Origin of the sequence: Bdellovibrio bacteriovorus (genome assembly GCF_001592755.1) — a bacterium.
Taxonomy (GTDB): Bacteria; Bdellovibrionota; Bdellovibrionia; order Bdellovibrionales; family Bdellovibrionaceae; genus Bdellovibrio; species Bdellovibrio bacteriovorus_E.
Map to the genome: position 1 here is coordinate 26,269 of NZ_LUKF01000002.1, position 26,366 is coordinate 52,634.

Annotated in this window: 25 protein-coding genes; 10 read left to right on the plus strand and 15 right to left on the minus strand. The window is 45.8% G+C overall.

Annotated features, from left to right (window positions below; translation table 11 throughout):
• The first annotated feature begins 2 nt into the window (after positions 1–2).
• The 4 genes from rodA (at position 3) to AZI85_RS02970 (ending at position 4,061) form a co-directional block, all read left to right on the plus strand.
• Complete coding sequence (rodA, locus tag AZI85_RS02945; protein WP_063242689.1) at positions 3–1,127, plus strand: rod shape-determining protein RodA; 1,125 nt, start codon at positions 3–5, stop codon at positions 1,125–1,127.
• 685 nt (positions 1,128–1,812) lie between these two features.
• A complete protein-coding gene (locus AZI85_RS02960; protein ID WP_063242692.1) occupies positions 1,813–2,532 on the plus strand; it encodes a lytic transglycosylase domain-containing protein in 720 nt (239 codons plus the stop codon).
• A gap of 177 nt (positions 2,533–2,709) precedes the next feature.
• Entirely contained in the window at positions 2,710–3,384 is a 675-nt protein-coding gene (locus AZI85_RS02965; RefSeq protein ID WP_063242693.1) for a hypothetical protein, read from the plus strand.
• 32 nt (positions 3,385–3,416) lie between these two features.
• Complete coding sequence (locus AZI85_RS02970) at positions 3,417–4,061, plus strand: iron-containing redox enzyme family protein (RefSeq protein WP_063242694.1); 645 nt, start codon at positions 3,417–3,419, stop codon at positions 4,059–4,061.
• Positions 4,062–4,134: 73 nt separating this feature from the next.
• Here the strand turns inward: AZI85_RS02970 and AZI85_RS02975 are convergent, their stop codons facing one another.
• The 3 genes from AZI85_RS02975 to AZI85_RS02985 all read right to left on the minus strand — a co-directional run bounded on the left by AZI85_RS02975 (position 4,135) and on the right by AZI85_RS02985 (position 6,460).
• Entirely contained in the window at positions 4,135–4,806 is a 672-nt protein-coding gene (locus AZI85_RS02975) for a hypothetical protein (protein WP_155723903.1), read from the minus strand.
• A gap of 208 nt (positions 4,807–5,014) precedes the next feature.
• Positions 5,015–5,341, minus strand: a complete 327-nt coding sequence (trxA, locus tag AZI85_RS02980; protein WP_041874691.1) for a thioredoxin — start codon at positions 5,339–5,341, stop codon at positions 5,015–5,017.
• Between the two features lie 72 nt (positions 5,342–5,413).
• Positions 5,414–6,460, minus strand: a complete 1,047-nt coding sequence (locus tag AZI85_RS02985) for a hypothetical protein (RefSeq protein WP_063242696.1) — start codon at positions 6,458–6,460, stop codon at positions 5,414–5,416.
• A gap of 232 nt (positions 6,461–6,692) precedes the next feature.
• On the opposite strand from AZI85_RS02985, the gene lptF reads away from it, so the two are divergent.
• Positions 6,693–7,796: an LPS export ABC transporter permease LptF gene (gene lptF / locus AZI85_RS02990; protein WP_063242697.1), complete on the plus strand. Its 1,104-nt coding sequence runs from the start codon at positions 6,693–6,695 to the stop codon at positions 7,794–7,796.
• A 172-nt stretch (positions 7,797–7,968) separates the two neighbouring features.
• Here lptF and AZI85_RS02995 read toward each other — a convergent pair whose 3' ends face one another.
• Genes AZI85_RS02995 through AZI85_RS03005 form a run of 3 tightly spaced genes read right to left on the minus strand, consistent with a single transcriptional unit; the run spans position 7,969 to position 11,138 of the window.
• Positions 7,969–8,916, minus strand: a complete 948-nt coding sequence (locus tag AZI85_RS02995) for a DNA-processing protein DprA (protein WP_063242698.1) — start codon at positions 8,914–8,916, stop codon at positions 7,969–7,971.
• A 42-nt stretch (positions 8,917–8,958) separates the two neighbouring features.
• Entirely contained in the window at positions 8,959–10,581 is a 1,623-nt protein-coding gene (locus AZI85_RS03000; protein WP_063242699.1) for a LysM peptidoglycan-binding domain-containing protein, read from the minus strand.
• Positions 10,582–10,610: 29 nt separating this feature from the next.
• The gene (locus AZI85_RS03005) at positions 10,611–11,138 is read right to left on the minus strand and encodes a tetratricopeptide repeat protein (protein WP_063242700.1); all 528 of its coding nucleotides are present in this window, start codon (positions 11,136–11,138) and stop codon (positions 10,611–10,613) included.
• A gap of 315 nt (positions 11,139–11,453) precedes the next feature.
• Here AZI85_RS03005 and AZI85_RS03010 point away from each other — a divergent pair, with 315 nt between their 5' ends.
• Complete coding sequence (locus AZI85_RS03010; RefSeq protein ID WP_063242701.1) at positions 11,454–12,356, plus strand: ComEC/Rec2 family competence protein; 903 nt, start codon at positions 11,454–11,456, stop codon at positions 12,354–12,356.
• A complete protein-coding gene (locus AZI85_RS03015; protein ID WP_253720809.1) occupies positions 12,353–13,069 on the plus strand; it encodes a hydrolase in 717 nt (238 codons plus the stop codon). Before AZI85_RS03010 ends, AZI85_RS03015 begins: the two co-directional genes overlap by 4 nt.
• Before the next feature lie 12 nt (positions 13,070–13,081).
• On the opposite strand, the gene AZI85_RS03020 is transcribed toward AZI85_RS03015, so the two are convergent.
• Positions 13,082–14,086 (minus strand): extracellular catalytic domain type 2 short-chain-length polyhydroxyalkanoate depolymerase, encoded by a 1,005-nt coding sequence (locus tag AZI85_RS03020; protein WP_155723904.1) that lies wholly within the window; start codon positions 14,084–14,086, stop codon positions 13,082–13,084.
• Between the two features lie 202 nt (positions 14,087–14,288).
• On the opposite strand from AZI85_RS03020, the gene AZI85_RS03025 reads away from it, so the two are divergent.
• Positions 14,289–14,633: a hypothetical protein gene (locus tag AZI85_RS03025; RefSeq protein ID WP_063242702.1), complete on the plus strand. Its 345-nt coding sequence runs from the start codon at positions 14,289–14,291 to the stop codon at positions 14,631–14,633.
• A gap of 55 nt (positions 14,634–14,688) precedes the next feature.
• Here AZI85_RS03025 and ald read toward each other — a convergent pair whose 3' ends face one another.
• On the minus strand, positions 14,689–15,795 hold the full coding sequence (gene ald, locus AZI85_RS03030) for an alanine dehydrogenase (protein WP_063204444.1): 1,107 nt from the start codon (positions 15,793–15,795) through the stop codon (positions 14,689–14,691).
• Positions 15,796–16,068: 273 nt separating this feature from the next.
• On the opposite strand from ald, the gene AZI85_RS03035 reads away from it, so the two are divergent.
• Positions 16,069–17,724, plus strand: a complete 1,656-nt coding sequence (locus AZI85_RS03035; protein ID WP_063242703.1) for a hypothetical protein — start codon at positions 16,069–16,071, stop codon at positions 17,722–17,724.
• A 52-nt stretch (positions 17,725–17,776) separates the two neighbouring features.
• Here the strand turns inward: AZI85_RS03035 and AZI85_RS03040 are convergent, their stop codons facing one another.
• The gene (locus AZI85_RS03040; protein ID WP_063242704.1) at positions 17,777–18,499 is read right to left on the minus strand and encodes a hypothetical protein; all 723 of its coding nucleotides are present in this window, start codon (positions 18,497–18,499) and stop codon (positions 17,777–17,779) included.
• Positions 18,500–18,669: 170 nt separating this feature from the next.
• Here AZI85_RS03040 and AZI85_RS03045 point away from each other — a divergent pair, with 170 nt between their 5' ends.
• Positions 18,670–19,080: an STAS/SEC14 domain-containing protein gene (locus AZI85_RS03045; RefSeq protein ID WP_155723905.1), complete on the plus strand. Its 411-nt coding sequence runs from the start codon at positions 18,670–18,672 to the stop codon at positions 19,078–19,080.
• 42 nt (positions 19,081–19,122) lie between these two features.
• Here AZI85_RS03045 and AZI85_RS03050 read toward each other — a convergent pair whose 3' ends face one another.
• From AZI85_RS03050 to ruvC, 6 genes are all read right to left on the minus strand, one after another.
• Positions 19,123–22,131 (minus strand): ATP-binding protein, encoded by a 3,009-nt coding sequence (locus AZI85_RS03050; protein ID WP_172795292.1) that lies wholly within the window; start codon positions 22,129–22,131, stop codon positions 19,123–19,125.
• Between the two features lie 102 nt (positions 22,132–22,233).
• The gene (gene lpxC, locus AZI85_RS03055; RefSeq protein ID WP_063242707.1) at positions 22,234–23,142 is read right to left on the minus strand and encodes a UDP-3-O-acyl-N-acetylglucosamine deacetylase; all 909 of its coding nucleotides are present in this window, start codon (positions 23,140–23,142) and stop codon (positions 22,234–22,236) included.
• 21 nt (positions 23,143–23,163) lie between these two features.
• Positions 23,164–24,168: an asparaginase gene (locus AZI85_RS03060; protein ID WP_063242708.1), complete on the minus strand. Its 1,005-nt coding sequence runs from the start codon at positions 24,166–24,168 to the stop codon at positions 23,164–23,166.
• 2 nt (positions 24,169–24,170) lie between these two features.
• Positions 24,171–25,160 carry a Holliday junction branch migration DNA helicase RuvB gene (gene ruvB, locus AZI85_RS03065; protein ID WP_063242709.1) on the minus strand — a complete coding sequence of 330 codons (990 nt, stop codon included), beginning with the start codon at positions 25,158–25,160 and terminating at the stop codon, positions 24,171–24,173.
• The gene (ruvA, locus tag AZI85_RS03070) at positions 25,157–25,738 is read right to left on the minus strand and encodes a Holliday junction branch migration protein RuvA (RefSeq protein ID WP_063242710.1); all 582 of its coding nucleotides are present in this window, start codon (positions 25,736–25,738) and stop codon (positions 25,157–25,159) included. Before ruvA ends, ruvB begins: the two co-directional genes overlap by 4 nt.
• Positions 25,735–26,241, minus strand: a complete 507-nt coding sequence (gene ruvC, locus AZI85_RS03075) for a crossover junction endodeoxyribonuclease RuvC (RefSeq protein ID WP_063206493.1) — start codon at positions 26,239–26,241, stop codon at positions 25,735–25,737. Before ruvC ends, ruvA begins: the two co-directional genes overlap by 4 nt.
• Positions 26,242–26,366: the final 125 nt, after the last annotated feature.

The window sequence follows — 26,366 nt, forward strand, 5'->3', positions numbered from 1 at the left end:
GGGTGTTTACGTCGTTACACGTTGAAGAGAGAACTCTCTTCAAAAAATTAGATATCAACTTAATCATCGTCATCTTGGCGTTGAATGTGATCGGCCTTATCAACCTGTACAGTGCGACCCATGGCCCCACGACGGTAGACGTGGCCTCGCTGTTCATCTCGCAAATCATGTGGTTGGCGGTAGGTTGGACTGTGTTCTTGGTCGTGACATTATTAGATTATTCCGTCGTCAGCAGGATCGCGCTGGTCGTTTACGTATTCAATCTTGGAGCCATCCTCTATGTAACCTTCTTCGGTAAAGTCGCCTTAGGAGCTCAACGTTGGATTGACCTTGGATTCTTCCGCTATCAGCCTTCAGAAACCATGAAGTTAGCATTGATCATGTTGATGGCCAAAATCCTAGCTACCAGAAACACTCATGGCCCCGGCATGGGACTGAAAGAGTTGATCGGACCTTTGATAGCCCTTTTAATCCCGTTCGGCTTGGTCGTTGAACAACCTGACTTAGGAACCGCGATGATGCTAGCCGCGATCGGCGGATCGATGCTGATCTTTGCAAAAATCAGAAAGAGCATCCTAGCCACAATCATCGTCCTAGGAATCATTGCCTTGCCTATCGCATGGAAGTTCGTCCTGCACGACTACCAAAAAAATCGTATCTTCACATTCCTGTCTCCAGCCAGTGACCCCAGAGGAACAGGATACAACAGCATCCAATCCAAAATCGCCGTAGGCTCCGGCCGCTTCTTCGGAAAAGGCTTCATGAAAGGAACTCAATCCCAACTAGAATTCCTTCCTGAACGTCACACCGATTTCATTTACTCAGTACTAAGCGAAGAACACGGCTTCGTAGGAAGTATCGCCGTCATAGGCCTCTTCGCCTTCCTCTTCATAACAGGAATAAGAATAGCAACAAACGCCCGCGACAAATTCGGCGCCCTCTTAACCGTCGGCGTCCTGTGCTACATCTTCTGGCACATGTTCGTAAACATAGGAATGGTCATAGGCCTCCTCCCCATCGTAGGCGTCCCCTTACCACTCCTCAGCTACGGAGGCTCCTCCATGCTAACCACAATGGCCGGCCTAGGAATAGTCAGCAGCGTAGCCTACCGAAGATATCTATTCTAAAAAGAAAACAAAAAAGCCCTTCAACAGAAGGGCTTTTTTTATTTCCAAAACGAACCGCGCTGAACAACAAAAAACATCTTCCGTTTTCATCTCAACATCTCCGTTAAGCCTTTCAACATCGACCACCCTAGCTTTCATTTTTCCAATTCCAAGAACACGAATTAAAATTCGTTCAAGCTTCAAATCCACAACCAATAAAAACGCGCTGACCAACTAGTCAAATAAGCAATCTCAATCAAACAATCTTCAAGAGCTTTCGAAGCGATGACATTTGCATCAGCACAGCTTTGGGTTGTGGGAGGGGCTTGCTGGATGTCGTCCGAAGCGAGGCCTTCGCCGGCGCAGGATGCGCGAACCGCACAAAGTGCGGCGGCGATTGAGCCCGGATGGCGTGCCTCGCGAAGAGACGATAGCCAGCAAGCCCCTCCCACAACCCAAAGCCGTCGCCCGAAGCGAACCCCACGGCAAACGAAGCGTCTCACCAAGAACGCCTCGAAAAGAGAATTCGTCCTAGAACGACTAACCAATGATCAGACACCGTCAACACATTGGTTGACACCCCTCTAAGCCAGCTCAAACCAATCAACTCTAATAGGTGCTTCATTCTAAGAACCCAAGAAAAACAAAAGCTTACACCGACGGCATGACCCTTGAACTTACCTACTTACATCAGGAGGTAGCGGTTATGAAAACGAAACATCTCAATACAGGAAAAGTGATAGCAGCCGCAACGCTCACGTTGGTTCTTTTTAATAACTTCGATTTCGTTCAATGGCCTGCCGTGAACAAGATCGGTATCGAAAGCGTGAATGAAGCTTCTCGCATTTCGCACGCGAAAGAACTTTTAGGTTCAGACTATAAAGGTAGCAGCGCTCAAAAAGTAGAAGGCACTGCGACTTTAAATGAAATGATTTACGATAAAGTGCAAAGCTCTTTGGCTCCGCGCTGGAAAGGCCAAGCACGCAATATCTCTCGCACTGTTATTACTGAAGCAGCGAAACACAATTTAGACCCTGTGTTTGTTCTGGCAGTGATCAAAACAGAAAGTAAATTTAATCCGTTGGCTTTGGGTCGCTTTGGTGAAATCGGTTTGATGCAAATCAAACCGGATACAGCAGAGTGGATTGCGAAAAAGTTCAAACTTCCTTGGAATGGCAAGAAGACATTGGAAAATCCTTCTGCCAACATCCGCATCGGTCTGGCTTACATGAGCTACCTTCGTGGAAAGTTTGACAAAAAAGCGGTTAAATACGTGAGCGCCTATAACATGGGACCACTGAATGTACGCCGTCTTCTTGCGAAAAACATGAAGCCTGCAGAATACAACTCTCGCGTGATGAAAAACTACGGCGAGATCTATGCAAAGCTTTCTAATAGCGCAAACATGGTTGTCGCATCCAACTAATGTTCTAACTTAGGAGAGAAAAGCGGTTTTCTCTCCTAATACTTTTTGAAAATTTCCATTTTTCATACGCACCAATTAAGTACGGAAACATTAAATTTAAGTACGTATCAAATTCACTCTTCAAAGAAAATTAGGATCTCCCGAAAAGTTTCTATCTGCACATTTTGGGGGAATTTCATGAAGTATCAGTACTATCTGTTCAACCCGCGCATCTTGACTGACGAAACAGCGAAACTCACCAATCAGGTATATGAAACTTGGAAACAAGTTTATGACGGAATCTTTGAGTCTTTGCACACGGATGACTTCTATCGCAATGAGGTCATCACCTGCCTAAAAGATATGGAAACGGACGAGGTCTTAGCCTTCCATATGTACAGCGTGTTCGACGATCGCGCGAGCTCGCACTTAGAACATCGATATATGGAGCCCTTCACGCCTGAACTTGTTAAAAAGTTTCAGGCCGAAGGAGCCCACACCTATATGTCGCTGGAGTACTTGGGAGTGAACACCTCCTATCAACTCAGCAAGCCGGGCTTTAAAGTCGCTGACATCATTAGCGCCTTAAGTATGAAAGCTTTTGAGGCCTCACCATGGGATGGCCTGCTCGCCGTCGCCCGCATGGATTATAAAATTCATGAAAAAGCCCAGCGCTTCGGTATGCGTCCGATGGGAGAAATCATGCGCGGGAAATACCCGTGTCAGCTATTGTTCCTTAAAAAACACGAAACCAAAGAACTTTCGGATCCTTTTTTAGCCAAAATGGTGACCGAGCTTTGGAATGCAAAAATCAACTACACTGATCTCATCAGTGATCAGCCTGTTAAAAAACGCCATTTAAAAATTGCTTAGTTATTTTTCAACTTAAACCAAATGAGGGACGTATGGAGAAAAAACAGTTAGCTACGATCATGGATCGCGAAATCAAAGCCTTGGGTGACAAAATCATGGACTGCCCGTGGGATAATCCAGAGTTTTATAAAAACTGGTTAGCGCAGACTTATTATCTGATTCGCCACACGACAAAATTTTTAGCTCTGTCGGCAGCTCGCCTTCCAGTGGATGATCGGGATCACCACTATGCCATGCTTCATCACATCCAAGAGGAGCTGAACCATGACTTCATGCCTTTAAAGGATTTAGAAAACATGGGCGGTAAACTTGCACAGTATCCCGAACTGCCAGAGACTGAAATGATTCGTCAATTGCAGTATTATTGGATCGAGTTTGAAAATCCACTTTCGCTCTGCGGGTATGCTTTCTTACTTGAAGGGGCGGCCAAATTTCATGGACCGCAGCTTTTAGAGGTGCTTGAGAAACACTACGGAAAAAAAGCGACGGTGCACTTAAGAGTGCATGCGGTCGTCGATCAGGATCACTATGAAGAGGGTCAGAAATTCTTAGAGCTATTAAGCGAAAAAGACTGCGACTATATCGCGAAGAACATGCTGCAATCGGCGGTTCTTTACTCTCGCATGGTGGAAAGAATGGCAGAGCAATGTAAATCGAAAGCGCGTAAAGCGGCTTAAGCTGACTTCATAAGCTTGAAATAAAAAAGGCACCCATCGGGTGCCTTTTCTTTTCTAAATTAAAACTTAAGAACTAGTTGTTAACGGGTTCTGCGGTCTCAATCACCAACAAACCTTCAACACGTCTGTTGCGCTTCAAAGGACTGATCAACTTCACTTGTTGCATGAATGATTGTCCGTCTTCTTTCACTTCTTTTAGAAGATGCGGCTCGATATCAGGAGTATAGCTATCAGGAATTTCACCTGTGGCTACTTTGACACCCAGATCGAAAATCTTCATCGTCATTGCAGCATTGCGCTCGTAAAGATTCCACCACTCGACAGAGTAAAGTTCTTCCAAAGTGTAAGAGCAGCATTCAAAGAATTTGAAATTGCGATAAAGCTGTTTGTTATCCACCGAATAGATCTCGACAAGATTTTCATCCGTCATGTGATTGAAAACATCTGCGCGCGGAACGAAGTCCAGTTTACGGAAAGCTCTCCACACGAAGCTCGAGTTGTCCTTCAACTTGTAACCTTCAGCAATTTGTTCTTCGCAAAGTTCTTTGAAGAAAGTGATGCTAGTCACGATCTCTTGCATTTTTTCGTAAGAGCATGCTCGGAAATGAGGCAACCCATCGATATAGGGTTTTCTGTAGACTCCTTCAGTAGCAAACATCATACAGATTTTTTGAGATGCAGCTTTGAACTTCTCAACGAGTAAAGCCACATCTTGCTGGCGAACTTCAACAACTTCAATAGACATTTCTAACCCCTGCATACTCTCACCTTATGTGAGTACTTCAAAGATAGCCAGCATTTTGCCTTTTGTCCAATTGGACGGCTCAGCAAGTTAAATCTTACCAAGATGCAATGGTTGCGGACATTAGGGGAAATTTAACGAGGTTTTAACATAAAAAAACCCCGCTTTTTTACAAGCAGGGTTTTTGTTTACTTCACTCTGTAAAAGGAAATTAAACGTTCTTGTTCAAGAAATCCAAGATCGCATCTTTAGGGTGGTTGCCAACAAGTTGACCTACTTCACTGCCACCTTTGAAAAGCAACATTGCCGGAATCCCGCGGATTCCATATTTACCTGGAGTCCCTGGGTTCTCATCAACGTTCACCTTTACGATCTTTACTTTTTGACCCAACTCTTGTGCGACTTCTTCAAGCTTTGGAGCTAGTGCACGACAAGGTCCGCACCACTCAGCCCAGAAATCTACTAGGACGGGAGTTGACGAGTTAAGTACTTCTGTTTCAAATGAACTGTCAGTGACAGGTTTCGTAAATGTGCCCATGAATGGCCTCCGTAATATTCTCTTACTAATTTGAACATCAAAAGGTCTATCGTCAAGGTATGCGCGGGGCAATTACTTTTTAAACAGCGCTTTGGCAAACTCTTGGCGTAACTTATCGAGATCGCTCAGATTTTGGCCATCCCAATGAGTGGCAAGCTCTCTTTGGCGTCGACGCGCCTCAACTCGGGTCACCGTACTTTTCGGAGAGACCTTCACATCCGCAACGATATTGCTGTATTTAGAGACACGGTCCTTCAGGCCTTCTTCTGCTTTTTGCAGGTCGGCTTTAGCTTTAGCTTGAATTTCAGGATCTACATCCGCAGAGCCCGACACCGCCACACTGTCTTCTTGCGCCGTTGTGTTATCAAGAACATCAACGCGCTCAACTTCGGGCGCTCCTCCGCCTAAAAGCTCTCGCTCTAACGCTTTCAGATCGACATCGGGGAACGCCGATTCTTCACTGCTTGCCGACGTCTTTTCAGAGGAGGCTTCCGACATGCGATCGCCGAACTTAAAAGAGAATTTTTTTGTCTCTTCTTCGGGACTTAGCGGAAACTGTTGAGACTCTTCCTGAATTCTTTCTGACTGCAAAGAGGCATCGCTAGAGCCTTCGGGGGCCGCATCCGGAACAACGCCTTTGACGTAAATAGCTTCATTTTCAGTCCCGGTTTTACCGCCGACAACACTGCTGCCGCCAGTCTTCTGCGGGCTTTCCACATGCATGGCTTTATTCAAGCGCTCTAAGAGAACGGCTTCATCATGCCCCAAGATTTTTCCAATCACTTGGACAAGTCTTAAAGGTGCCACGGGCGCTTCAAGAATCATATCCACGCGAATGCGGATCAACTCTTGAGGATTGGGTTTGAAGTTTGCGGGAAAAATAAGCACTGACTTTCCCTGCCAGCGCGTCATCTCTTTCAAGCGTTTGCCAACACCCAAAGAGCTGACCTTTCCGCCCTTGCCGTTTCCAACAACAAGATCCGGATTGAATGCGAGCATCTGTTCTGCGATGGCATACTCACTGGAAAGACCAATGACATCAAAGCCCACTTTTTTCAAAGTCGACTCAACAGACATAAGATCTGCGTAATCCTCGTACACCAAAAGAATCTTGTTCATACATCTATTGTCGGATATGCAATGGATCGGGTCAATATCGCAGAGACAAACAGCCTCAAGTGGTACAGTTCTAGGATTAGTTTATACAAGGCGCACCGACGAAGGCGTATTGCTAATACGTCGAGGAGGCTGCAACGCAGTAGAAACTAATCCTAGAACTGTACTAGACGATGGACGCGATGACTCCTTTAATTCGGCGGACTACAATGGGACTTCACAACGGAGACTGCTTTTGAGTATCTTTCACGGGAAAAAAGCTGCGCAGTACATTTTTTTTGAGATGCTTCCCAGCTTCATTTTAGGACTGATGGTCTTTATTTCGATCATCCTCATGTTTCAGGTTTTACGTCTGACCGAATTCGCCCTCGTCCACGGTGTGACTCTGAAAACTATCGCGGAAATTATCGGCTACGTCGTGATCTCGCTTTTACCGGTGCTCTTCCCTATGGCTCTTCTGTTTTCGGTGCTATTAACGTATGGAAGATTAAGCCAAGACTCTGAAATCGTCGCTATGAAAGCATCCGGTCTCCCGATGGGAACCCTGCTTTTGCCAGCGATTGTGTTATCTCTTTTTGTCGGAGCTATCTCTGCTCAAATGTCCTTCAACATTGCCCCCTGGGGGAATCGTCAATTTGAAGTTTTGTACTCGCGCCTTGCCAACACCAAAGCCGGCGCGGTGATCAAAGAAGGAACCTTTTCTGAAGGTTTTTTTGACATGGTCGTTTACGCGAACGAAGTGAATTCAGATAAGGGCCTTCTGAAAAACGTCTTTATTTACGACGAAAAAACCGGTGATGTGCCTTTGACGATTATTTCTAAAGAGGGCGAGATCGTCCCCGACAAAGAACGTCCTGGCCACGACATCCTTTTGCGCCTCAAAGACGGAGAAATTCATCGTCAGGCAAAAACTCACACGAAGATCAGCTTTGACACTTACGACGTCCGATTTTCTGAGCCCTTGAATATCGAAGAGAAAAAGAAATCTCCACAGTCTTTAACTTTAAACGAAGTTCGCAGTCGCCTTAAAGAAGATCTTAAAGACGAAGAGCTGGAGCGCACATTGCGCACGGAATATCACAAACGCTTGGCCATTACTTTTTTGTGCGTGGTCTTTGCGATGATTGGCGTGGGGCTTGGTACGACCACCAACCGTCGTGCGGCGAAAGCCGGGGGAATGATTCTTTGTATCGGCCTTATCATTCTTTATTGGACGTTGTACGTCGCGGCTGAAGGTATGGCGCGCTCAGGAAGTTTACCTGTGCCAGTGGCGATCTGGGCTCCGAATTTTATTTTTGCTCTTTTAGGTATGGAAGCTTTAAGAAGAAATTGGAATTAGGGCTGCGGTCGAAAATTAGAGCGATGCAGTAGCATCCATACTACCACGGTCATCCTTGACCACATCGCCCCTCCCTTAAATCAAATGGTAGGGGCATTCCCTCGACCTTGCAAAAGATTTTTTTAGATCATTTCATTTTTTTCTGAACAATTTTGGCAACTTAGACGACATACTACCGGTAGTGGTGGGTGTTTTCAGGCTCTGCTATCGGTGCCGACGGCAACTTTGAATTCCCGATTTCTACGCCAAAGTGCATGGATAAATCATGAGCATCGCGGACTAACAATGCACCGTCCACTAACAATTCCAGGCTCCCCGCAAAGTGCGGATCTAAGGGGTGTCCAGGCACCACCCATACGGGACGCCCCAACTGCAAAGACTGTTGCGCCGTAATCAGTGTTCCACTGCGCTTTTTGGCCTCAACCAACAAAGTCGCGCGACCTAGTGCCGCGATCAAACGATTGCGATGATGGAAAAGATGCTTATGCATTTTCTGTTCATAGGCGTATTCACTGACGAAACAACCTCCGCGATTTAAAATCGGCGAAAGCCACTCTTGTAAGTTTGCAGGGTACAGATTTCCCAAGCCAGATGGCAAAACGACGACCGTTGTCGTGTCTTTGCGCAAAGCTGTCGAGTGAGATTTTTGATCAATACCGCGCGCGCCTCCACTCACTATGCACGGTTTTTCTTTTTCACAAAAAGGCGCAAACTCTTTTTCCATCCACTGCATCGACTCAAAAGTCGGCTCACGACTGCCTACGACGGCCAAGGTGCGCTCGTTAAGCCAGGCCGGTGATCCGATAAAGCTTAAGGTTAATGGTGGCTCTTCCATCCAATAACAAGAAGAAGGATAAAGAGCTTCACCGTAACAAACCATCTGCACACCCTGCATTTTTAACTTCACCGTTTCTTCGCAATGATTTTTAAAAAGCGTGTGATTCTTTTGTAAGGCCGTAAAGAGCTCTGGCGAAAGAAGCTTTAACTCCTCCATCAAGGTTTCGGCATCCAGGCGCCCCGTGCCACCTAAAGTGCGATAAAGATGCAAAATAGAATCTTTTTGAAGAGTGTAAAGAGGATGAGACTTAATGATTTGCGATAAAGAATAAAGATCGTTCATAAGAAAAAAGCCCCTGCAATCTGCAGAGGCTTTTTAACTTCGCTATAATTCAAGGTCCAAGTCGTCGCTTCCGGAATCCGGTGAGCCTTCTGGTGTCGCTGCCGGGGCATCTTCAAAATCTTTTTCGAAATCTTGATCCACTGCCGGTTCAGTTTGGCTAGGTGCCGCGACAGGCTCCGTATAATTCGTCGCGTGCGACGTGGCACTTCCCACATAGTCACCTAACAAAATATCCTCAGAAGCTTTTGTGATATAAGCTGTCGCGAAGTTTCCAGATACTTTCACAATCTTCGCTGTGCCGATCACGCGGTCGTTCGTTAAGGCCTCATTCTTTTTATTGCGAACACGCTCATCCGCGAAGATCGCCAAAGTTTGGCCTTCCTGCAACCCTTGATTGGTGCCTGCATCTAAGAACACCAAAGAGTTTGAACCAAAAAGTTTTCTTTTCGCCTCGAAGTGACCACCCATGATTTTTGCACCCACGCCCGAGCTCACCGCTCCAGGAGAAGGATCAATCACAGGCAGCTTTCCGGGCGTTAAAATCGCGCCGACTTGCACCGGCTGCAGAGATCTTTTAACGATCGCGCGATAAATATTTTTCTGATCATTCACGCGCTCAAGAATTTCAATCTCGCCTTGAATTTCAACCATGTGACCCATGCGACCTTTTTGCGCTGGATCTGGGACTGTACCGACATTTCTTTGTGCAACGTATTCTTTCGCCCCACCACCATTTTCAAGTTGGACGAAGACGTATTGGTGTTCACCCGCCGTTTTCATATCAAGCTCTGCCGCGGTCACCACACCCGCGCCGTAAGCGGGCGTGTCTTGAATATAATACTCAAGATTTTCTAGGGCCGTGGGGAACTGAGTCTTTGGCAGCTCCACTTGCAGCTGAACTTTTGCTGCGCCTAAAGCACCCATACGATATTGAGGTAAACTTTGCGGAAGGGTTTTTAAAAGCGGCGTTCTTTTACGTGCGCGTGGGATTGTCGCGCCGGCCGTTGTCGAACCCGAAGCTGCGGCCTCCGCATTTCCGTTACTTGCTTTTTGATCGATGACAGTGGTTTCGCCAACATCCAAAGTCGGCGCATCATCCATGCTGCCAGGGAAGAATTGAACGCTCATTCCCGGATCGATCTCGTGAGGATTTAAAATCTGCCCTTTATTCAAAGACCAAATTTTTGGCCAGAACAACGGGTCCCCAAAGAAAGTTGTCGAGATGCCCGAAAGCGTATCCCCTTTTTGAACTTGGTAGGTTTCTGATTCACGAGCACCGACGGCTTTTTCCCAAGCTTCTACCGGCGTCGGTTGTTCATTGTAGGTTTTGTAAATGCGGTGGAACTCGGCTTCGCGAGAGTAATCTGGTTCACTTGTTCCAAAAGTGGTTGGCGCTGAATCCGGAGTTGCAGGTGGCAAATCCGTTGCTGCTGGCGTAGAAATGTCTTCAGCAGGAATATCCGGCGCCGGAGTGTCGGCAGATTGTCCAGACTCATCAATTTCTTTAAACTCAGGAACTGTCGGTTCCACTGTTTCTTGTGGTTGTTGAGGTTCTAACACATCCAAAGGATCTGACTCCCAAGTAGTGTCAGGGGGAGTGTCTTGCGCCTGTGCAACAAGCGCACAAAAAATCATAGCTAAAAGAACCGAGAACTTTTTTTTCATCACTTTTGCGTCCTTGCGAAGTGAATTTCTTATTTCGTCATTCTGATTTCAGCGTCAGCACGGAAAGATTCCGGACTGCCAGGATACTTCGTGCGCACTTCTTTCAAAGTCATCAGCGCATATTCCGGCAAGTTCATGCGCTTGTACGTCATGGCCTTTGCGAATTTCGCCGCCGCCACTTTATTGCTGAGAGGATATTCTTTTTCGATGCGAGCGAAATACTTCACCGCTTCCGCAAAATTGTTGTGATCTACGGCCATGCGACCCGCTAAAAACAGAGCGTTGTCCGCGTAAGAACTTTGCGGAAATCTTGAAAGCAAGCTTTGCAAACGACTCTTAAATGCAATTTCATCATCGTTCTGGTAAGCGCTTACCATTTCAGCATAGAGTGTGATGTCATTTTCTTTAGAAATGTCTTTTCCTGTCAGCTCCACCAGCAAAGACTCTTGCTGAAGTTCTTTCGCTGAAAGCTTTTGGGAAGATGCTCCAGGCTTTGCTAATACTGTCAAAGGAAGGGTCGCAAGGACCGTTGCTGCTAATAGTCTAAGTTGCTTCATCTCTCGACACCTCGTGATCTTTCATCAGTATGACACGCATTGAGAAGTGCAAACAAGCAGGAGTTATCCACATAAAATGTTGAGTTATTGTAATGCTAGACCTTGGACCTGTTCATTTTCAAGGGTTTCAGCGAAATGCACACTCCTTAAGCATGACTTAAATACATGATAATACTAATTAAAATACGATTACAGCGACGTAATTAAGCCTGTAAATTTCAGATCTTAAAATCCGACCTCAGGAGACGCGCGGACCCAATGACAGAACATTTTAGAAATTAGGTGCGTCATTAAATTTGCTAACTACTTGTAACCATGATTGTTCTTCTTCTTCTTGCTTTGAGCTTAAGCACACCACTTCCAACCACTTTGCTAACGAACACATCAATTTTCAGTGAAGAAATTCAGACAAAATGTTCACAGAATCTTCCGAAAGACTCACAACACTTCAATGCACTGAACTCTCTTGTTTGTGGCGAAAAAATCACAGACAAAGATTTGCGCGAAAATTTGCGCAAGACTTCACTCATTCACATCTTCGTTGTCTCTGGTTCTCACCTGCTTTTACTTGATGAACTCTTAAGCATTTTGCGAATTCCATTCTATGTAAGATTTTTCTTTATGAGTTTTTACTCCATCGTTATTGGTTGGCAGGCGCCGGCCGTGCGTGCGCTTTTAGGCATGTGCAGTCGTCGTCTTCTTCAGCGCTCTCGCATCTTTCTTCCTAAAGACCTCTGCGTGCTCCTAGCAGGGTTTCTGGCGCTGATACTATTCCCCGCTTGGTGGAAGTCTTTGTCTTTCCTGATGAGCTGGTGCGCGGCTTTGGCGCTGACGGCTCCTGATGTGCTGCGTGTTAGGAATTCTTGGGCGCGCGGATTTTTAACACAGTTTTCGATTTTCTTTTTTATGAGTGCGCCACTTTGGGGCATAGGCAGTCTTCATCCTTTGAGCATTCTTTATAATTTATTTTTAGCGCCTGTCGTTTCCTACATTCTTCTGCCTCTGAGTTTTCTGGTTTCGGTGTTTTCGTCATTGGTATTTCTGTTTGATTTTTTTATGGATCACTTTCATTCCGTTCTTTTTGTGCTGTCAGAGCCGATTGAGTTCGCAACACGCACGACTCCTGATATTCGTCTTCTGTGGTGTTGGATTTTATTTTGGCATGTCGCCTTTCATTTTCTGCGTCTGCATCTTTGGCAGGGAAAGGATCTGACGTGAAAGGCTTCATCTTCTTTTTAATTTTAGGAAGTGCCAGCCTTACCCAAGATTTTCCCGCGCGATCGTATTTCATTGTTTGGAATGTGGGACAGGGGCAATGGTTAACAGCCGTAACGCCCAGTGAGTGTCATCACTTCGATATGGGTGGAGAGTTCTTTCCTTGGCCGAAAGTTCTTCACCAGTGCGCGAATAAAGACAATCGCGCTTACTTAAGTCATTGGGATTGGGATCACGTGGGGGCTTTAAGTAAAACCGCGAAGATCGCGCGCTTTGAAAACTTCTGTATTCAATTAAAGCCACAAGGAAAAAGTTCGCGCGGGAAAATGCAGATGTTGGCGAAATATTCGGAGTGCCCTTCCCGCCCAGAGCTTCCTTTGTGGTCCCCGAAAGCCGCAAAGAATTCAAACGAACTGAGCCATGTCGTTGCCTTCAAAGAATATTTGATTCCCGGAGATTCGACCTCGAAGCAGGAAAGGGTGTGGAGTTCTTTAAAAGCTTTTAGAAAAAGCCATGTGTTGATTCTAGGACATCACGGCAGTCACACTTCCACTTCAGAAAAACTTTTAAGCTCATTACCTGAATTGCGTATAGGAGTAGCGTCCGCGCGATGGTCCCGCTATCACCATCCTCATAGCGAAGTGCAATGGCGACTGCTGAAAAGAAAAATCCCCCTTCTTCGCACGGAAGATTGGGGGAATATTTGGTTTGAGTGATTTTTTGAATAATTAAGGTGCAATGGTTTGAAGCATTTTCTTTAATGCCTGCATTTGCTTTCCGGATTTTGTCATGTAGTCAGCTCCGGTGAAACCAAACCAATCCCAGCACGCATACGGATTGTCTTTTGAAATTTTAGCGGACTGGGGATACAGAACGATGATGCTATTTGTTTCAGCCCACTCGTTGTACCCTGCTAATGTGGCAAACTTGTCTTGAATAAAATCAGGATTCATTTGACAGCCGTGAAGTGCGATATGCAGACGACACTTTTCACCTTGTTCGCAGTTTGCCGGAATATAGACCCACCCTTCTCTATATAAGGGTGTAGTTTCATCGCCGAAATCTTTTTGCGAAAATTTGTGCAGATGTTTTACGTCGGCGACTCCTCGAGCCTGCAAAGTTCCATAGGCTGAATTTAAAATTTCCCCGGCAAGATCAAAGTTGCATTTTAAAAGCCATGGCAGAAATCCCATTTGGCAGGGATTGCCAGAATTCAAAGTGGGAAAGCCATGAGCAGCCTCGATACCTTTTTCGACGAGGATTTGCGATGCCGGTACAAAAGCGCGATAAAACTCTTCTAGCTTTTCTCCATTGCCTGGATGAATAACGGCATCTTTGGGACTGGCAAAAATGTAAACTTTTTGGCGTTGCATATTTGCGACGGGGTCCACGACTCCCGTCTGCGCGAGCTTTCGCACTTCATTCACTTGAACTTCGGATTGAATATTGTCGGGATGTTTCATGCACCAGGATTGTGTTTTTTGTGAATCCCCTTCGGTACACCAGTATATTCCACCGGCCACGCTCGCGACCGAGGCAAAGTCTTTAGAAAAGGCCACACCTAATTGCACTGCCATAAAGCCACCGGAAGAAACTCCGGAAACAGAGATCGCACTCTTGTCAATATTGTAGGCCTTTAGTGACTCTGCTTGTGGAGTTGGTGGCTCCGCTTGGAAGGCCTTCGCCAAAGAAAACTGAACAAGTATTACCAGAAAAAATAGAGATACTTTCATGGGAATCTCCTTACGCTTCGAGTGTTCGTGTTCCGCGAGATCTTGTCAATTAAGGACAACTTGAGTGGACGATGTTTGCTCACAAGATTTGTCACTTTTATTTTAGCTTTAGACGAATTCGTGGTGAAAATGCGCTTTAAAGGATTTGAGCAAGGACTCAAGTTTGCACCAACACTCACGGCACTTCAGATTTGGAGGAAGAATGAAAGCTCTAGTTACGTTTTTAGCAATGACTCTGTCGTTCTCTTCGGCCTTTGCGGATGGGACTATTTACTGTACAGCCATTGATCAGGACAACGGGCAAAGACAAGACGTGCTTTTGTTAGAGCCTGAAGACATGTATCTGTTAACAGTCGCCAAAGCGGATCAGTATCTTACTTCACGTCGAGAAACTAACGACGAATGGATTTTTGGAAATTCTAAGTATCTAGTGACGCTCAATCACCCGAACAAAACGCTGACTCAGCAAGAAAAAGCCTCTGGGGCCTCGAAGGTCTACACGGAAGTGAAATGCCGCTATAACGGCGAGCCGGATGAAGGATGGTAGAAATAAAAAAGCCCAGCACAAAGCTGGGCTTTTTAGTTTTAGGCAGAGCTAGGAATTAACCTTTGTAAGGTCTGTATTCCATGTGAAGATCTTTTGCCACCGGCTCGTAACATACGTAACCGCCGTAAGTGTTAAGACCTTTCATCAATGCTGGAGACTTCGCCACAGCATCTTCTACACCCATCGCTGCTAGCATTGAACCGTAACGAGAAGTCACGTTTGTTAGAGCGTAAGTAGAAGTTCTTGGCACCACGCCTGGCATATTAGGTACACAGTAATGGATAACGCCATCAACTTCATAAGTTGGGTTTTGGTGGGACGTTGGACGGCAAGTTTCGATACAACCACCTTGGTCTACCGCTACGTCAACAACCACAGAACCTTTAGCCATTGAAGAGATCATGTCTTTAGAAACTAGAGTTGGAGCTTTGTGACCTGTGATCAAAACGCCACCGATAACTAGATCAGAATCTTTTACTGAATCTTCGATGTTTTTCGCGTTCGAGAACAAAGTCATGCAACGACCTTGGAAAATATCATCAAGGTACTCAAGGCGAGCTGTGTTGACGTCAAGGATCGTCACTGAAGCGCCAAGGCCGACAGCCATTTTCGCTGCGTTCGTACCTACAACACCACCACCGATGATTGTGACTTTACCAGGTTTAACACCTGTCACACCACCAAGAAGGATGCCTTTACCAGCGTGGTCTTTTTGAAGATAGAAAGCACCAATTTGAGTCGCCATACGACCTGCAACTTCAGACATAGGAGTCAAAAGAGGCAAAGAACCGTTATCCAATTGGATAGTTTCGTAAGCGATCGCTTTCACTTTGCGTTCACAAAGAACTTTCGTCAATTTTGCTTCTGCAGCCAAGTGAAGGTAAGTGTAAAGGATTTGATTTTCCTTCATCAATTCGTATTCGTCTGGAAGTGGCTCTTTCACTTTTTGGATCATGTCCGCTTTCGCGTACACTTCTTTTTTAGTGTCGATGATTTTCGCGCCGGCTTTTTCGTATTGTTCGTTTGAAATACCAGAACCAACACCCGCATCTTTTTCAACGATAACAGTGTGGCCTTCTTTCACGTACTGGCGTACGCCTGCTTCTGTGATACCAACACGGTTCTCAGAAATTTTAATTTCCTTCGGAATACCGATAATCATATTTGCTCCTGTGGGGTGACATTGAAATCCCCCTCATTTTTGTCTTTTATGATGACTCCGGAACTATGCCAGAACGGTAATAAAATGCAAGCGAGCTAGGGGAAGGTTTAGGTGTCACATTGCGTAAAGAACTTCGACATCTTAGACTGTCATTTTGCGGCTTTTTCCCAGTGAAATCACAGCCAAATCGAAATAAATCCAACTCCACGCCTAAAAATGTGGCAAAGGAGTTGCTCTAGTACTTTTTGGATCAAAACCGTATTGGAGTGTTTTATGAAATTTCTCGGGGCTTTCTCGTTGGTAGTTCTCGCCTCTTTGACTGGACATGCTCAGTCAAACACAACCCCGTGGCGCATTACGCAGCCGACGTGGACTGAAAACCATGAGCGCCAATTCGGTGAATTTGTCACGCGCATCGGTGAAGCCGTCGAAAAACGCCAGTGCTGGAAAGTAGATACCTGCTTACAAAGTACAGCGAATCCCTATTTTGGTTCTGATCCAGCCGGCTTGAAATATTACGCGGATTGTGCGGATCTTCCCTATTACCTTCGCGCTTATTTCTCTTGGAAAAACGGTCTTCCTTTTTCAATCGCCAGCGAAGTGAAACCTAATATCGGTCCTCAAGATGATCCTACGAAAAAAGTGGATGCTCGCTACTCAACAATGGGTAACTACATCACGAAACGTTATGACGTTATTACGAAGAACGGCGTTTTCAAAAACACTCACGTAAACGCCTTTGATGTTTTGAATAATATCGTTCCCGGTTTGACGTTTTCGGGTTCCTTCCGCATGCAGGGAAATGAAGATGCAGAGCTTTTCACTGACTTTTACCCCGTGAAAATCAACCGCGAAGCGATTCGTCCCGGCACCGTTATCTATGATCCGAACGGTCACGTGGCTATCATTTACAAAGTCGCGGATGACGGTCGTATTTTCTATATTGATGCTCATCCCGACAACTCTTTGACGATGGGGATGTACACGCCTAAGTTCGTGCGCAGTAATCCTGCCCAAGGTGCGGGCTTTAAAAACTTCCGTCCTTTGGCTTTAGTTGACGCCAAAGTCGATTCTTCAGGCTCTTATGCTGGAGGAAAGATCGTCGCGGCGATGAACTATCAGTTGCCGAACTATGGCTTGGAACAATTCTATGGAACAGAGCCTGACTCTTCAGGCTGGAGCAAAGGGAAATTCTCGATCCGCGGTCAGCAAGTTCCTTATTATGACTATGTTCGTATGAGCCTCATGCAAGGTGAAGTGCATATTGATCCGTTGAAAGACATGGCGCAATTGACAGATGATATTTGCGTGAGCTTGAAAGACCGGGTTGAAGCCGTGGAAGCCGCTCGCACATCGGGTGTTTATTTAAAAGCTCATCCTGAAAGATTGCCTGTGAATATCTATGGCGCTGAAGGCGAATGGGAAAACTTTGCGACACCTTCGCGCGATGCTCGTTTGAAAGTGGCTTTTGCTGATCTTCTTGTATCGACGAAAGCAAATATCGAACGCTATAAAAAACGTGATCCCGCTATTAAATATAATGGCGGAAATTTAGCCGCAGATTTATTCGCCGTTTATGCGCAAAAAGCTCAAGCATGTCAGTTTACTTACACAACGACGAACGGTCTGACAGTGAAAATGAATCTTGAGGCCGCTCGTCAAAGACTTTTCAATATGAGCTTTGATCCTTATCACTGTATTGAACATCGCTGGGGAGCTCGTTTAGAACAAGAGCTTGCAGCTTGTACGGATGATGAAAACAAACGCGCGTGGTATGAAGCAGAAAAATGGCTTCGTTATCAATCGGAACGTCGTTATGATGCTCGCATGGACTATTCGTTAGACCAATTGACGGGGCCATTGCCTGGCGCCGGAGTCGCAGCACCTGCGGATGTCGACATCGTAGGTTACTTGAAATCTCAGAGATAATCTTTAAAACGCCGAAGCACAGAAACTTCGGCGTTTTCATTTTAAAAACACATCAAAGTCTATCAAGCTTTGCGCAAATCCACTCGGGATACAGATGAGAAAGAACTTCTGAGCTGACGATTTTTCCATCGCCACCACTCTGTTCAAACTTTATCGGCGGAAGCCCCCACTTTGCGGCCATGATGCTGTAATAGCTTTCTTTTGATGGATGAAAAGGTGTTACCGCATTTACCCTAGGCACTACGGTAGTGCCTTCCCCTAAATCATAAATGATGCGAATCAGATCTTCTCGATGAATTAAGTTTACGGGTGCCAAACCATGTTGAACTAAGCCCCGGCCCGCAATTTGGAAAACAGGATGTCTGCTTCCACCGATCAAGCCCCCTGCTCGAACGATCACACACTTTTCGGAATATCTTTTTTGAAGCGCTTGCTCAACGGCGTAGAGCCATTGTCCTGATTCCGAATTGGGCCGTGGCTCTGTAGCTTCGGTGACTTCACCTGAAACATCTCCGTAGACAGAAATAGAACTTACAAAAATAATTTTTTTAAAAGAGTTCTCTGGAATCTTGCCAACGAAATCGGAAGGCGACAGGGTCTTTAATGGCGGCACATTGATTAAAAGAACGTCGCAGAATTCATCCGGAAAAAAATCCTTCTCCCAACTAAAAGAAGATCTGTGGGTACCCCAGTATTTCTGATTTTTCTCGGTAAGGTAGTTTGCGAATTCCGCTCCCAACCATCCTAGACCGATAATTCCCCAAACTTGACTCATAGATCCGCCAATAACCACTTTCGTGGTGCCCCGCTTTTGTCATACAGGCTGATTTCAAAACCTGGAACCCTTATAGATTTGCAGTTCCACATAGTCTACTAAAATGCGTTGTTCTGGTTTTTGGTTGCTTGGAAAATAAGCTTAGGACTTTTTTTGAAAGGGGTTTTTCCATGTTGAAGGTGATCGCGGAGAATTCTCAACACAAGTACATCGAAATTTTGGTGGATGGCGACATTAATAAAGATTCTGTGGCTGCACTGTTAAGTTTAATGCAGCAACGAATTTCCGAGTGGGGTGAAGTCAATGTCCTTGAAGAGGTTCGCGATATCGGAAAAGTGGAACTTGCCGCATTCTGGAAGGATCTTCGTTTCGGAATTAAAAACATGGATAAATTTCCGCGAGCTGCTATCGTCACGGATATTCACTGGGTGAAAAATATTTCTAACTTTTTGGATCCGATTGTTTCTATGGATATTGAGGTGTTTGCGCGCAAGGATATCGACCGCGCTCGCAATTGGTTATCGGGAATTGAACCCGCAACCCCTTCTCCGACTCCGGAAGACCTTCCACCTTCACCTTAAAATTTTTAAGAAATGGGGAAAGGCGCTTTCCCCATTTTTGTGTCAGGCGGATTGATCCTTGATAAGACGACGGATCGCGTTCACGAGTTTTCTAGTTTCAATAGGTTTAGGAACATACATCTCAAAACCAGCATCCAAAGCTCTTGATTCGGTTACTTTAGACGTAAAAGCTGTCAAAGCCAAAGCAGGAATATGATGATCGGCTGTTTCAAGACCGCGCACGGTGCGTATGAACTCGATACCGTTTTTACCCGGAAGACCAATGTCACTTACGATAGCGTCCGGCTTCATCTGTTTTAAGAGTTCTTGCGCTTGATCTGCATTTTCGGCAGCGACAACTTCAACACCGTACTTTTTTAAAATGAGCTTAATCATTCGCAGTGCATCGGGCTCATCCTCGACCACCAAAATGCGACGGCCGCGTAATTCTCGCACGTCAAAGTTTTCAGCTGCAGCCTCGGGCGTTGCATCCTGTCCGTGATAAAGGGGAAATTGCAGAAGAACTTTTGTGCCTTTTCCTTCCCCCTCGCTTTCAATTTTCACTTCGCCACCGTGAAGATCAACCAGGTGTTTCACAATGGAAAGTCCCAGGCCTAATCCCCCATATTTACGGGTGAAGCTGCCATCTTGCTGTCGAAATCGATCAAAAATATAAGGTAAGAATTCGGGCTTAATGCCAACACCACTATCCGTGATCTCGACATAAAGATGCTGGTCATCTTTGCGAGAACGCACTTCGATGCGCCCGTGCTCGGGCGTGAATTTCACAGCATTAGAAAGAATGTTCCATAGAATTTGCGTGAGTCGCACCGAATCCGCCCACAGCGGTGCTTCGGTCAATTGAGCTGAGACCTGTATATCTTTCGCACGCGCCATATTTTCGATGGATTCTAAGGCGTCACCAAGGATCTCTGAAAATTCGAGTTTGTGGGGATCCAGGGAGATTTTACCGGTGATGCTTTTCGAAAGATTCACCAAGTCCTCGACCAAACGAAGTTGAATCGCCGCATTTCTTTGAATAGCCGAAAGGGCCTGAAAGGCCGTCTCGTTTTTACGATCCATTTCTTCAGATAGAATCTCAGCATATCCAAATATAATGCTAATCGGAGTTCGTAATTCATGGGACAGTGTCGCTAAAAACTCGTCCTTCAAACGACTGAGTTCTTGCAGTTCCGTATTTTTATCCGCTAAAAGACGCGCCATTTTTTCAAGGTCATCTCCTTTTACTTCAAGTGCTTGTTCAATCACTTGTCGAGCACGATAAGCTTTGGCGTGATTGCGCACGCGAGCCAATAACTCGACTGCTTGAAAAGGTTTGGTGACGTAGTCTTGCACGCCTTTATTCAAAAGCTTCGCACGAAGGGCATCATCGGCTTTCGCCGTCAAAATTACGACCGGGATAGCCTGCAAAGTTGCGTCAGCCATGACTTGGTCAACAAGGAATTCGCCGCTGTAGTTAGGCATCATCAAATCACTTAAAATTAAATCCGGCTTTACGGCCCGCGCTTTTTCATAACCTTCTTTGCCATCCGAAGCCGTCACACAGCGGAACTCTTCAGACAGAACTTCCACAATAAATTTTTGCAAGTCCGGGCTGTCCTCCACGACCAGTACCAAAGGTGCTTCAGCCCCCGCCTTAGTAGGTTCCGGTTTCGCCTGGGCGCTGAGGGAGTGGGCCTCTTTCAGCTGGTCTACCAATCCCTGCTCTACCAAGCGGAGGTTTTTATTTTCGCCCATAGAAGGACTGACCTGCACATCTTCGCCGGCAAACTGAGGTAGCAGAACTTCAAAAAGGGCGCCGCCTTCGGGAGCTTTTTTTACCTCCACCTTCCCATGCATAAGCTCCACAAAGTCTTTTACAATGGAAAGGCCCAATCCCGTTCCGCCTTTTTCTCTGTTCATGCTGTCTTGAATCTGAAAAAAGCGTTCAAAAATATTTTTTCGCATGTTTTTAGGGATACCGGGGCCACTGTCCGCGACTTGCAATTTGATCTGGGGGTCTTTTGTATTCTGCAATAAGGAAAGACTGCAACGGACCTCCCCATTTTGCGGAGTGAACTTAAAAGCATTACTTAAAAGATTTAATAGAATGCGCAGAAACTTTTCAGGATCAGTTTCCATATTAAGACGATCCGGAGTTTCAATTTTAAAGCGATACCCTTTTTCTTCGGCCAAAACAGAAAAGTTGTCGGCACTTTGTTTGACCAAAGAGGCGGCATCGACTGAAACATAGTGAGCCGTCATTTCCTGCGCATCAAATTTTGCGACATCTAAAAGATCATTCACCTGGCGCAAAAGAATCTGACTGTTTCTTTTTACGAGTTCTAAGTAATTCCTTTGCGATGCCGTAAGGCTGTTATCGCCTAAAAGCTTCTCTACGGGTCCTAAAATTAATGAAACCGGAGTTCGCAGTTCGTGACTGACGTTGGCGAAAAAGTGCGTGCGCTGCTTATCTAAGATCGCCAATTGTTCGTTGGCTTCTCGCAGCTCTTTTTCACGAAGTTCCAGGGATTTATTTAGAGCTTCCAATTTTTTGTTCGTGACCTGAATTTCTTGAGCCCGCTCCAGAACATCAGACTCCATCAACCCGACTTGATTTTTAAGCTCTTCGTTGATTTTACTTTGTTCTTGTTCGTGCTTACGCATGTTTACAAACTCGGTGACGTCTTCCACCTTGTGGATGATATAGATGAGCTCCCCTTCCTTATTAAAAAAAGGAAGATTGATGGGACTCCAGTAACGCTCCTCATAGGTGCCATCGGGACGACGGATATCATATTTTTGTACGGCCATTGTGGAGGCTTGTTTTGTATCCACGACTTGTTGAAATGAAGCACGAACATTGTTCTTTCCCGTCGCGGCTTCTTCGGAAGGATTTTCTGGAAACACATCAAACATGTATTTTCCAATGACCTCTTCACGCTTGAGGAATGTGGACTTCGCGTAGGCGTCGCTCATCGCGACCATGTGAAAATCAGGTGTCAGCACTAAATAGAGGCCAGGGATGCCTTCAAAAAGAGCGCGAAAATCTGGTTCATTCTGTCTTGCCATCTTGGACTCCATCGCAACAAGAACAAAAATCTGTTTGCTCTTTTGAGTGTAATGCGACGGATATTCTGTACGATGAAATTAAATAGGATTTGCAATTTTACATTAAAGAGGAACGGTCCATCCCGAATAACGCTGCACTTCTTCGGAAATATCCGCGCCCAGCTCTACGTGGCGATAGCTTGTGGGCGAGTCCCATACTTTTTTCACGAGTTTATTCATAATGTCGTGACCCGCTTTATAAAGAACCACATGCCCCATCAACGGCATTTCCAAAGTCACAAGGTCCCCTAAAGCATCCAAAGCCTTGTGACGAACGAATTCGTCTTCCCAGCGCAGGCCTTCAGGGTTGATGATTTCAGCGTGATCTAAGACGATACAGTTATCTAAGCTTCCGCCCTTCGCCAAACCGCGGGACTTCAAAGCCTCGACATCTTTCATAAAACCAAAGGTGCGAGCATTCGCCACATCACGTCCAAAGGATTGTTCGTTGATGTCGATGTCAATTGTCTGCTTCCCGATTTTGGGATGAGGAAAGTCAATCGTCACGGTCAAACGAAGTCCATGATAAGGAACGACGTAAGCGTGCTTTTCACCTTCACTAAAATAAATCGGTTCTGTGATATAGCAATATTTGCGTGGCTGATCTTGTTCAACAATCCCGACAGCAAGCAAGGCTTGCAGAAAATCACGGGCACTGCCATCCCCGATTGGAATTTCTGGTCCGTCTAATTCGATAAATAAATTATCTATGCGCAAAGCCGACAAGGCAGATAAGCAGTGCTCAATAGTCGCTACAGAAAAAGCGGCGCCACCAATAGTCGTCTGGTGAGAAGTCGCTTGCACATTGCGTGCGGTGACTTTCAAAGAAGGATTTCCTGGAAGATCTGTGCGAATAAAGTAAACGCCCGTATCCGGAGGTGCCGGTCTGAAAGTCAAAGTGCAGGAATCACCTGAGTGAATCCCGATACCATTTACCACCGTTTTTTTACGAATCGTTTTTTGTAAGAACATACTAGTTAGACATTACTCTAACTAGCGACCCTTCGCAATGCGGATTTGGCCAACAACATCACCGTTCCAGTTAGTGACCGAAGGTAGAGTGTGTTTTGCTAGGGATTTGAACTCGGCTTCGTTAAGACCCCCAAGCTGCAATAGTAAAGACGCTGTCGCCGCCTGAGCCGCACGAGAAGCGCCATCACAGGCTTTCACTGCAAAAGCGAGGCGTTTTTCAGGAAGAACCCCACAGAAAACACCTTCTGCCCCGCCCTTCACAATCGCACGACCTTGTGACTTTTCAATCACAGCTGTGGCGAAATTGTCACTGCCGGAAAGATAGAACGGAAAATTCTTAACTGCACGCAAAAGGCGTTCTGCCGCGGCTTTGCGGGCCGGTGTTTCTTTCGGATTGATCAAGGCCGACATGCCTGTCGCCATCGACTGCAAGGGAACAGCATACGTGGGAATACCGCAACCATCTACACCGTGCGGAACTTTAGAGTGATCAATCTTCATTGTCTCAGTCAGAACTTTGCGCAAACGTTTCTGCGCATTGTGTTCGTACTTTTCATAACCCGTGGGATCTTCGCCAAGATGCAGACATGTTGTGATGATTGCCGAGTGTTTTCCGGCACAGTTATTACAAAGCACTGAAGGCTTCTGCCCACGACGAGTGAAATCACTTGCAGAGGCTTCATCATAAGGCATGTGCGGAGCACAGACGTAAGCACCTTCTTTGATTTGCACCTTTTCCATCCACTGACTTAAAGCCGCAAGATGGTCTTTTTCGCCACGATGAGAGGAGCAGGCTAGCGCAATGTGCTTGTCTTCAAGTTCGTACTTATCAGCAGCCCCTGACTCAATGAGAGGTAAAGCCTGAAGCATTTTGATCGCACTACGGGGCATCGTCAGAAACTGCGGATTTCCCCAATAGTTTGTCACGCTTCCAATCTCGTTTGTTACAACGATCATCACCTGGTGCAAGCTTTCCACGACGGGACCTCTTAACACCTCAACCACTAATGGTTGTCTCAATGCCATAGCTACTTCTCCGATAGTACCGAATTTTTTGCAAACTCTGTGATCACGCGACCACGAGGTGTTTTTTGAATGAATCCTTCTTGGATCAAGAAAGGCTCATAGACCTCTTCTAGAGTGTCTCGCTCTTCACTGAGCGCAGCAGCCATTGTATCAATTCCTACGGGCCCCCCGTTATATTTTTCTTGGATCAGACTCAAAATACGACGGTCCATAAGGTCCAGTCCAAATTGATCCACTCCAAGCTGGTTCAGGGCGTAGACAGCAATGTCTTTCGAGATATTTCCATTACCTTTGACCTGGGCATAGTCGCGAACACGTTTTAAAAGACGATTCGCCACACGAGGTGTCCCGCGCGAACGGCGCGCGATTTCTTCAGCGCCTTCTTCATCGATTTTCACTTTGAGAATTTCAGCCGATCGGATCAGGATTTTTTGAAGCGCGTTTTTATCATAAAACTGCAGACGCTCGACAATTCCGAAACGGTCTCGGAATGGCGGATTTAAAAGCCCCGCTCGTGTCGTCGCCCCCACCAAAGTAAATGGCGCCAACTGAAACTTCATTGAACGTGCACCCAAGCCGTCGCCTGTGACGATGTCGATGTAGTAGTCTTCCATTGCGGTGTAAAGATACTCTTCGACGTGACGACTTAAACGATGAATTTCATCAATGAACAAAACAGAGTGCGGCTTTAATGAAGTCAGAACCGCCGCCAAATCGCCTTTTTTATCGATCGCCGGAGCCGATGTCATTTTGATCTCAGCACCCATGTCGTTCGCGATAATTTTTGAAAGCGTGGTTTTACCTAACCCCGGAGGGCCGCACAACAAAACGTGATCCAAAGATTCACCACGATGTTTTGCCGCCGCGACGAAAACTTTTAATTTTTCTTTGACGTCTTCTTGGCCCGGAAAATCTTCAAAGTGCTGGGGGCGAAGTTCGTTTTCCCAACTCTTTTCACCTTCTACCGGATCCCCTTCTAGGATGCGACTCATGATAAGCTCCCAGATAATGTCTGAAGACCTTTACGAACGCCGTCTTCCAAAGAAATATCTGTCGGAAGTGACGAAACGAACTGATCCACCAACTGAGATTTGTAACCCAGGTTTAAAAGAGCCGACGTGATTTGCGTATGGCTTTCTGATTTACCTTTGATGGTTTCTTCGATCGATACAAGTTTGCCTTTTAACGTCAGGATAATTTGTTCTGCGGTTTTTTTACCCACTTTCGGAAGACCCGAAAGAGCTTTGGCATTCCCCGCTTCGATCATCTCTTGAATTTGGGCGGGACGCCCCCCAGATAAAATACTTAAAGCCATCTTAGGACCGACGCCATTGACTTTCAAAAGTGACAAGAAAAGATTTTTTTCGTCTTTGGAATGAAACCCAAAAAGTTGCAAAGCATCTTCGCGCACGTGCGTATGCACCCAAATGATGATGTCTTTACCCATCAGAGTTTGCAAATCGCCTAAAGTATTTGATGAGGCATGAACTTCATAGCCCACCCCTTGCACATCAATCAAAGCGGAGTCATTTAAGACTTCAATAATTTTTCCACGTAAATAACCGATCATAAACTCACCGCTCTTTGCAGGATGGATTTCTTTTTAATTTCAAAAGCATGGTGGCAGGCCATAGCCAAAGCATCGGACGCGTCAATACGATTGATCACTTTGATGTTTAAAATGGCTTTGAGAATCGCCTGCACGTCTTCTTTGCTGGCGCCCCCGGTTCCGGTGACACCTTTTTTTACCACGCGTGTGGCATACTCAAACACATCAGATCCACCCAAACCGGCTTCATACATGACAACGCCACGGGCATGACCTAACTTGAACGCGCTATCGGCGTTTTTTCCCAGGAAGATTTTTTCAATCACGACTTGATCTGGTTGATACTTCGTCATGACTTCGCGAAAGGCCGAACCCAATTCTTTCATGCGATAGGGAAAAGCCTGATCGGCGTCCAATAAAATCACGCCGTGATTGATATGCTCAATCCGACCGTTTTCCACTCGGATAACTCCGAATCCTGTAATGCGAGATCCCGGATCCACTCCGAGGATTGTCACTGACATTTCCACCACCGCTAAAATTGTGCACTTTTATTCTTGGAACAATAGAATTGAGCACTTATTGAGGATTTTAGTTAGAAGTATTGCGTAGTCAATAAATCTGAAATACTATTTCTCTAGAGAGACCT